At 36.0% G+C, this 6,855-nt stretch carries 6 protein-coding genes and 1 pseudogene; 1 reads left to right on the forward strand and 6 read right to left on the reverse strand.

Annotated features, from left to right (window positions below):
• From KQI94_RS14965 to KQI94_RS14990, 6 genes and pseudogenes are all read right to left on the reverse strand, one after another.
• Nucleotides 1-116: pseudogene (locus KQI94_RS14965) on the reverse strand (D-alanine--poly(phosphoribitol) ligase subunit 2); the annotation flags it as partial.
• Between the two features lie 32 nt (nucleotides 117-148).
• Entirely contained in the window at nucleotides 149-1,354 is a 1,206-nt protein-coding gene (dltB, locus tag KQI94_RS14970; RefSeq protein WP_002382500.1) for a D-alanyl-lipoteichoic acid biosynthesis protein DltB, read from the reverse strand.
• Nucleotides 1,351-2,871 carry a D-alanine--poly(phosphoribitol) ligase subunit DltA gene (dltA, locus tag KQI94_RS14975; protein WP_002368807.1) on the reverse strand — a complete coding sequence of 507 codons (1,521 nt, stop codon included), beginning with the start codon at nucleotides 2,869-2,871 and terminating at the stop codon, nucleotides 1,351-1,353. The genes dltB and dltA overlap by 4 nt, the downstream gene beginning before the upstream one ends.
• Before the next feature lie 14 nt (nucleotides 2,872-2,885).
• A complete protein-coding gene (locus KQI94_RS14980) occupies nucleotides 2,886-3,035 on the reverse strand; it encodes a teichoic acid D-Ala incorporation-associated protein DltX (RefSeq protein WP_002356384.1) in 150 nt (49 codons plus the stop codon).
• Between the two features lie 203 nt (nucleotides 3,036-3,238).
• On the reverse strand, nucleotides 3,239-5,335 hold the full coding sequence (locus KQI94_RS14985; RefSeq protein ID WP_002389785.1) for an ABC transporter permease: 2,097 nt from the start codon (nucleotides 5,333-5,335) through the stop codon (nucleotides 3,239-3,241).
• A complete protein-coding gene (locus tag KQI94_RS14990; RefSeq protein ID WP_002356382.1) occupies nucleotides 5,325-6,092 on the reverse strand; it encodes an ABC transporter ATP-binding protein in 768 nt (255 codons plus the stop codon). The genes KQI94_RS14985 and KQI94_RS14990 overlap by 11 nt, the downstream gene beginning before the upstream one ends.
• Before the next feature lie 405 nt (nucleotides 6,093-6,497).
• Between KQI94_RS14990 and KQI94_RS14995 the strand changes: the two genes are divergently transcribed.
• The coding region (locus KQI94_RS14995; protein ID WP_253296183.1) for an ATP cone domain-containing protein at nucleotides 6,498-6,855 on the forward strand (358 nt) is incomplete at its 3' end.

A 6,855-nucleotide genomic window follows, 5' to 3' on the forward strand; every position in this document is an offset into this window, starting at 1 on the left:
GTTGCTAAAGAGTCCAATAATCCTTCTTCAAATAATTGAATGTCTTGATTGTTCACAACTTCGTCTGTTCCTGTAATATCTTCTAAAATGTTTAATACTGTTTCTTGAATGTTCATTGTAAATTGCCCCTTTATATTTTTATTTTTGTTTATTTAAACCATAGTTTGTCTAAAAATCCTGAGAAAATCAGGAAGCTGACACAAACCGCTTGGAAAGTTAAAAAGACTGCAAATGCATGTGTAAATTTGTTTGATGGTATCTTGTCTTTATGTTTTTTCTTAAAACGTAGCCAAGCATCTGTTACACAAATTAGTGTTGCATGGTAGAGCCCATAAGCGATGTAGAACCACGTTAATCCATGCCAAATGCCCATAATTAAGAACAACGCAAAGTAACCAATATTAGAAGTCACAATCCGACTTTTAAAGACTTTCTTTTTCATTAAGAAAAACATTAAGCGCATGTAAATGTAATCACGGAACCAAAAAGATAAGGTCATGTGCCAACGATTCCAGAATTCTTTAATATTCCAACTTAGGAACGGTTTGTTAAAGTTCATTGGTGTATCATAGCCCATTAAATAACTTGTGCCAACGGCCAGTAAACTATAGCCTGCGAAATCAAAGAATAGATACAAACTGTAATTATACATATAGCCGACTGTCCACCAGGATAAACCACCTTGTGCCAAGGCCATTTTTTCCACATGTGGTAAAAAGACACCACCAAGATAATGACTGATAATAAACTTATATAAAAATCCTAGAAATAAATAAAAAATTCCTTTTTCTAAAAAGTCTAAATATTTCTCCGCACTCGGCGGGTTTTTTAAATCTTTTTCAAAGCGCCGATAACGATCGATGGGTCCTGAAGAAATAGTCGGGAAAAACAAGAGAAACTGAATGTAACGGAACGGATGATATTCTTTCATTACACCATCCCGTAAATCCATGACCACTTGGACCGCTTTAAAGGTTAAATAAGAAATCCCTAAAAAGCCAAGTAAGGTTGTTTTGCCTGTCATGAAGGGAGAAACTTTCACCCAAACAAGCGGTAATATAGCTAAAAAGACAGCCAGATAAAAGACCCAACCTGCATTTTTATTTTTTCGATAAGCCGCATAGCCCCACGTTAGTAACGTTTGATAAATAACATATACAATCAGAGCGACTCCTTGTTGCCAAAATTCGCCACCAAAACTGATATATAGAAAGACCAATGTCACGAGCGTTTGATACCAAGGCCAACGTGTCCCTTTAATGGCTAAGGTTAAAATCATTGGCAACAAGGCCGCAATTAGCAGAACGAAGTAATACGGTGCATTATAGGGAATCATATGAGGAAAATTCATCATGTGGCATTCACCTCATTCATCAACCCTTTCCGATCAATTTTGCCATTACTTGTCAAAGGTAATTGTTCAACATATACAAATTTTTGTGGAATCATATAGTCCATTGTCAACGTGGCTAATTCTTGTTTAATTGCCTTAGTTAATTGAAAATCACTTGAAAATTCATGTGCTTGCGGAACGACATAGGCAATTAATTGTTGGACTTTATTTCCTTGATATTTCGGCACAACAACTGCTTGTTTCACGTAGGAAACATTCGTTAAGTGATGATCTACTTCTTCTAACTCAATGCGGTAGCCATGCAATTTAATTTGAAAATCTAAGCGTCCTTCATACTGCAATAGGTTATCGACTAACTTTCCAGCATCGCCTGTGCGATAAGCTGGTACGCCATCTAATTGGAAAAAAGCTTCAGCTGTTTTCGCAGGATTATTTAGATAGCCTTTGGAAACACTTGGTCCAGCAATGACGATTTCACCAATTTCACCTGCAGGTAATTTTGACATGCCTTCCATAATATAAATTTGCGTATCCTCTTTCACATACCCGATTGGTAAACGTTGGACACTTTTTAAAACTTCTTGAGTGATTTCAATGGCACTAATCGCTACAGTCGCTTCTGTCGGCCCATACGTATTATAAATATGCGCAGTTGGGAAACGAGCGGCTAATTTCTCAGCCGTTGGTTTTGGTAATTCTTCTCCACAGAACAAAAACGTGCGCAGTGCTGGTAGATGTTCACCATCGAAGCTTGGTTCCATTAGACACAATTCAATAAAGGACGGTGTTGAAACCCAGACGTCGATTGTTAATTGTGGCAAACGCGTAAATAATTGTTTAAAATCGTTAATGATTTCATTGGGTAACGGAGTTAATGAGCCGCCTAACGCCAATGCGGGATAAATAGACATCACCGATAAATCAAACGAATAAGGTGCCTGTGCTAAAAAGCGGGCCCCTTCTTCTAAACCAAAATCTTGCAACAACCAATTCGTAAAGCTAACTAAATTATCATGGCTGATTTGCACACCCTTTGGTACGCCAGTTGTCCCTGAAGTGAAAATGATATAGTAATTACTTGCTCCTGTGACAGGCGTCAACGCAGGCGCATGCCGGGGTGCATGCATCATCATTTCCGTTAATTCTTCCGCCGTAATTACTGGCACTTCAGTGGCTAACTCAGGCCATTCATGCACAGCAATCACTGCGGTTGGTTTGGCTACGTTTAGAATTAGTTCAATGCGTTCTTTTGGTGTATGTGCATCAATGGGGATATAGCTAAAACCAGCTTTCGACGCGCCTAGAAAACTCACAATCATTTCAAAATCTAATTCTCCGTATACGACAATCGCTGACTTGTCCGTTTTCAGCTCAGCTAAATAAGCGGCTAGATTGTCTGACTTTTCTTTTAACTCTCCATACGTAGAGACTTTTTCTTCGGTTAAATAAACAGGACGTTGGGGTTCTTTACGTGCCCATTCATCAATCGTTTGAATCATATTAATTACTTTTTCCATATATAGCCGCCTCCTTAAAACTCGTTATAAATGAAGGTTCCTCCATTGATATTCTTGTAATGATAAAGATAAATTAATGCAATGACAATGAAAGAATAAAATAACGTTTTACCGATGAATTTAAGACTTTCGTTATTGAGAATTTTCTGAAAAGTTGTTTTCATTATCATTCACCTCCTAAGGTTAATCGCTATCCATTATTTTATGCTATATTTCAGCAAAGTCCATTGAAATTTCTTACAATTTAATAAAAAAACTAACAATTTCGTCACTTCTTAAATTTTCATGATTTTCATAAACGGAACTCTCATAATTTTTTCGCATAAAGAAACTGTAAAAACCGCTTCACAACGGCTTTTACAGTTTTTTAAAAATGGATGTGTCGAATCATCCGCGCATAAATGGCAGACGTTAAAATATAAAAAATTAGATAAACAATTATTAAGATTCCACAAGAAAGATATACTAACAAATATCCTGGACTCTTAATAAATTGGCTTAGCAAATAAATGGCAAAGGTAGTATGCAAAATCCCAATGACCATCGGCGGAAAGAAAATCAAACTATTCTGTCGATAAATTTGCTTAGTTATCGCTTTACTAGAAACACCCATCCGTTTTAAAGTCACGTAATCTTGACGCTCACTTACAGCTGAAAACAGTTGTCGTAACATCAAAATACTGCCCGTAATAAACAACGCTAAAATTGCCACAAACATGGAGACATATAAAGTCAAGCCGTTAATTTTTCGTTCATAGCGTAAAGAGGCGTAGCGATCATTCATATTTAGCCGCCAAGTTTCTGTGACATCATCTTGCGTATTCTTTACCTCTTCGTTAGGCATTTGTTTGGCAAAACCACTCAACTGCTGGTTATTTTTTTCATACTTATACAAAATTGGCGCTTGCCATTCTGTGGCAATCTGTTTATTTACGGCTTCATAAAGTTTTTCACGGCTTTTCGTGTCAACATTTACGGCGTTAATCTGATACTGAATGGAATTTTTTGTCACTTTCTGATAAAGGGCATCGGAAACGACAATCGTTGGTAAGGAATATTGCAATAAAAAATTGCCTAGATAGTTAGGCAGCACTTGTTGCAGTTGTGCCTTCTCCCCTTCAACAAATTGCAGTTTCGATTCATAACGAGACATACCACTTAAAATATTGGTAAAGCTATCCATATAGATAACACTTTGGTCATTTTTTAAATGTAAATCGTTTAAATAAGGATTAATTTTTTGATAGTTGCGGTAGTTGGAGAAAGATAAAACATTAACTGCTTCAATCGTTTCTTGTTCCTCTTGCGCTTGACCAATTCGCAAACTGCGTTCAATTCCAGTAATTTTATAAGAAAGTGTCACTTCATTTTTTATTTTGGTGTCCTTCGCTTCATCAAGAACTTTCTTCAATTTAGGATAGCTTTCCTGTGAAACTAAAAAGTCCACGGGGCCATCACTGTTGACCGTGTGCATACTAATCGTATACACAAAAACCATCACGCCAATCCCACTCAAGGCTGTCGCAATTAACAAGGTCAAACCAGTGAGTGTTTTGCTACTTTTAAATAAGTAGCGTTTGGCATTGCCTAAAGTAATCATGCGTAAATCTTGGTAATACCATTTTTTTCTATGATTAAATAAGCGAATGATAAAATACATGGTATAACGGAAAAATAAATAAGTTCCCACCACACAGAGACCCAAAATGATAAAAGGCGTCAATGTAATAATCATCGGAATCGAGATATCCAATGAATCATTTAATTGTTTATACACAATACCTGTCGCTAAATTCCGAAAATCAAACGCAATAAAATAACCAGCCAGTAAACAAATAGGACCTAAAATACCTAGAAACTGCCGCCGTTTCGTTAAACGACTATAATTAATTTGACCAATTTTTTCTTGGTGCATAAGCTGCGACAATGGATAACGATAAATCATCCAAATACTTCTTAAGCAGACAATCAAAATCATAAATGCAAAAGCTACACCGGTTTCAATAACGGAACGCCAAGAAATATAGAAGAAACTGGGGACTTCTAAAAACATAACTTTGGCTAAAATCATTGAAAACAACTTGGTGAAAATCACTCCTAGAATAATCCCATTAATTAGTGAAACAAAGCCTAAAACTAAATTTTCCACTAAAAAAATTAGTGAAACTTGGCTCTTTCTCAAACCAATTAATCGATACAAGCCAATTTCTTGGCTACGTTTGCCAATAAAAAAGCGATTTGCTGCCAACATAAAGCCCAAAATAATAATCGTGACTAAGGTACTACCAAGTCCTAAAGATCGCTTAATTTCGATATCACGGCCTGCACCTGCGACAAGAGGCTGGTTGTATGCAATCGCACGAAAACAATAATAAACGACCGCTGCAATAGTCATACTAATGTAATAAACCAGATAATTAGGTACATGAGCTTTTAAATTTTTTAATGATAGTTTAAAAATCATTTGCGCGCCCGCCTCCACCAATCGTTGCTTGCATATCTATCACACGATTAAAAAATTCCTTACGTGATCCTTGACGAACAACTTCTGAGAAAATCGCACCGTCTTTAATGAATAAGATGCGATTGCAAAAACTGGCCGTGTACGGGTCATGTGTCACCATCAAAATTGTGGCATCATCATGTAGATTAATTTCAGCTAAATATTTCAACAATTCTGTTGCTGATTTTGAATCCAGCGAGCCAGTTGGTTCATCTGCAAAAATAATTTTAGGGTTCGTAATCAAAGCACGAGCAGCTGCTACCCGTTGTTTTTGTCCCACAGAAATCTCTGGTGGATAAGCAGATAAAAGCTCCTGAATCCCCAAAATCGAAGTCACATGTAACAAACGTTTATCCATTTCTTCTAATGAAACTTTTTCTACAGCTAAAGGCAACAGAATATTGTCCTTCACATTTAACGTATCAATTAGGTTAAACGATTGAAAAATAAACCCCATTTCGTTTCTCCGAAAATCACTTAATTGATTATCTCGCATTTTTAAAATGTCTTGTCCGGCGATGCGCACGATTCCTGCGGTTGGCAAAATAATCGAGGATAAGACATTCAACAGTGTCGATTTCCCAGCACCGCTGGGACCCATAATCCCCACAAATTCGCCTTCATCAACGGTAAACGAAATATTATCTAATACTTCTGTTTTATTATTTAAACGACCATATGTCTTGCTGACATGGTTTACTTCTACAATTTTTTTCATTTTTCTCGCTCCAACGTTTTGTTATTACTCTTATTTTACCAAGAAAAAATCTGAATGAACATCGTTTTATCTTACAATATCGTTCGGTAGTCAAAGAATAATTGGCATTTCGTGAATAAATTCGCAAATAATTATTATTTAATAATTGTTATTTTTTAGTGTTGCTTTTAGCAATTTGGCAAAAAACTCTTTGCTGTTTTTTAATTTGGACAAAGAATTTTTTTCACACAAAAAAATTTGCTCAATCCTTTTCTTCATTTGTTTTCATATTTTTTCAAAACAGCACAAGCACAATATATAGTGTTTGTCTAGTGATATTTTACTAAAAATACGCAATATATCGATTGAATTTAGCCGACCTTTGTATTAGGATAGTTACTAACGAGATATAAGGAGCTGGATAAAATGATGAAGATTACTGATGAAAAAGCCGAGGATGTTAATCTCTCAACAATTAAAGTCGTCAAACGGGATGGTCGTTTAGTGACTTTCGATGATCAAAAAATATACGACGCTTTGATCAAAGCTGAACAAAAAATACATGACCAAGTCACTCCTTTGACACATCAAAAAGTCCAATCGATTGTTGCCGATGTCAATCGAGAAATTGCCGAACGTTTTACCAATAACGTAAAAATTTATGAAATTCAAAATATTGTGGAACATACTCTGCTATCCAACAATGAATATGCCTTAGCCGAAGAATACATTCATTACAGAACCCAACGTGATTTTGAGCGTAGTAAAGCGACTGATATTAATG

It is taken from the genome of Enterococcus sp. S183_ASV_20, assembly GCF_018919685.1.
In the GTDB taxonomy this organism is placed as follows: Bacteria; Bacillota; Bacilli; order Lactobacillales; family Enterococcaceae; genus Enterococcus; species Enterococcus faecalis.

Excerpts from the sequence above, each read along its gene's own strand:
- dltB (WP_002382500.1), bottom strand. The coding sequence starts at position 1,354 with ATGATGAATTTTCCTCATATGATTCCCTATAATGCACCGTATTACTTC.
- dltA (WP_002368807.1), bottom strand. The coding sequence starts at position 2,871 with ATGGAAAAAGTAATTAATATGATTCAAACGATTGATGAATGGGCACGT.
- KQI94_RS14980 (WP_002356384.1), bottom strand. The coding sequence starts at position 3,035 with ATGAAAACAACTTTTCAGAAAATTCTCAATAACGAAAGTCTTAAATTC.
- KQI94_RS14985 (WP_002389785.1), bottom strand. The coding sequence starts at position 5,335 with ATGATTTTTAAACTATCATTAAAAAATTTAAAAGCTCATGTACCTAAT.
- KQI94_RS14990 (WP_002356382.1), bottom strand. The coding sequence starts at position 6,092 with ATGAAAAAAATTGTAGAAGTAAACCATGTCAGCAAGACATATGGTCGT.